The following is a 2,243-nucleotide window of genomic DNA, read 5'->3' as shown; positions in this document are numbered from 1 at the left end:
CTATGCTTCCACATCCAACCTATCAACGTCGTAGTCTTCAACGGCTCTTTAGGAGACATAAAGTCTCGGGGAAATCTTATCTTGAGGTAGGCTTCCCGCTTAGATGCTTTCAGCGGTTATCCCTTCCGAACATAGCTACCCGGCGATGCCACTGGCGTGACAACCGGTACACCAGAGGTTCGTCCACTCTGGTCCTCTCGTACTAGGAGCAGATCCTCTCAAATTTCCAACGCCCACGGTAGATAGGGACCGAACTGTCTCACGACGTTCTAAACCCAGCTCGCGTACCTCTTTAAATGGCGAACAGCCATACCCTTGGGACCTGCTTCAGCCCCAGGATGAGATGAGCCGACATCGAGGTGCCAAACACCGCCGTCGATATGAACTCTTGGGCGGTATCAGCCTGTTATCCCCAGAGTACCTTTTATCCGTTGAGCGATGGCCCTTCCATACAGAACCACCGGATCACTAAGACCTACTTTCGTACCTGCTCGACTTGTGGGTCTCGCAGTTAAGCGCGCTTTTGCCTTTATACTCTACGCGTGATTTCCGACCACGCTGAGCGCACCTTCGTACTCCTCCGTTACTCTTTAGGAGGAGACCGCCCCAGTCAAACTACCCACCAGACATGGTCCTCGTCCCGGATAACGGGACAGAGTTAGAACCTCAATATTACCAGGGTGGTATTTCAAGGACGGCTCCATCGCAACTAGCGTCGCGACTTCAAAGCCTCCCACCTATCCTACACAAGTAAGATCAAAGTTCAATGTCAAGCTGCAGTAAAGGTTCACGGGGTCTTTCCGTCTAGCCGCGGGTACACCGCATCTTCACGGCGAATTCGATTTCACTGAGTCTCTGCTGGAGACAGCGCCCCCATCATTATGCCATTCGTGCAGGTCGGAACTTACCCGACAAGGAATTTCGCTACCTTAGGACCGTTATAGTTACGGCCGCCGTTTACTGGGGCTTCGATCAAGAGCTTCGCTTACGCTAACCCCATCAATTAACCTTCCAGCACCGGGCAGGCATCACACCCTATACGTCCACTTTCGTGTTTGCAGAGTGCTATGTTTTTAATAAACAGTTGCAGGGGCCTGGTTTCTGAGGCTGTCGGCCGCTCAAGGAGCAAGTCCTATCACAGACAACAGCGTACCTTCTCCCGAAGTTACGGTACCATTTTGCCTAGTTCCTTCAGCAGAGTTCTCTCAAGCGCTTTGGTCTACTCGACCTGACCACCTGTGTCGGTTTCGGGTACGATTCCTGTGTAACTGAAGCTTAGAGACTTTTCCTGGAAGCATGGTATCAGCCACTTCACTGTACAAGTACAGCTTGCTATCAGTTCTCAGCATAGAGTACCCCGGATTTGCCTAAGATACATGCCTACAACCTTCCACCTGGACAACCAACGCCAGGCTGACTTAACCTTCTCCGTCCTCTCATCGCATTACACAGAAGTATTGGAATATTAACCAATTTCCCATCGACTACGCCTCTCGGCCTCGCCTTAGGGGTCGACTCACCCAGCCCCGATTAACGTTGGACTGGAACCCTTGGTCTTTCAGCGTGCGAGTTTTTCACTCGCATTGTCGTTACTCACGTCAGCATTCGCACTTCTGATACCTCCAGCAGACTTCTCAATCCACCTTCATCGGCTTACAGAACGCTCCCCTACCACGCATAATAAATTATGCATCCGCAGCTTCGGCATATAGTTTTAGCCCCGTTACATCTTCCGCGCAGGCCGACTCGACTAGTGAGCTATTACGCTTTCTTTAAAGGGTGGCTGCTTCTAAGCCAACCTCCTAGCTGTCTATGCCTTCCCACATCGTTTCCCACTTAACTATAATTTTGGGGCCTTAGCTGGCGGTCTGGATTGTTTTCCTCTTGACTACGGACGTTAGCACCCGCAGTCTGTCTCCCGGATAGTACTCATTGGTATTCGGAGTTTGCATCGGTTTGGTAAGTCGGGATGACCCCCTAGCCGAAACAGTGCTCTACCCCCAATGGTATTCGTCCGAGGCGCTACCTAAATAGCTTTCGGGGAGAACCAGCTATCACCAAGTTTGATTAGCCTTTCACCCCTATCCACAAGTCATCCCCTGGCTTTTCAACGACAGTGGGTTCGGTCCTCCAGTTAGTGTTACCCAACCTTCAACCTGCTCATGGATAGATCACCTGGTTTCGGGTCTATACCCAGCAACTAAACGCCCTATTAAGACTCGGTTTCCCTACGGCTCCCCTAT

1 rRNA gene is annotated in these 2,243 nt (G+C 51.3%); it reads right to left on the bottom strand.

Features of this window, described 5'->3' with window-relative positions:
- Positions 1-2,243: ribosomal RNA gene (locus tag AC1IR0_RS15550) — 23S ribosomal RNA — on the bottom strand; the annotation flags it as partial.

Source organism: Acinetobacter sp. 129952 (assembly GCF_056642055.1).
The sequence above is the reverse complement of the archived record's forward strand: the minus strand, read 5'-3'. Positions and strand labels throughout refer to the sequence as shown.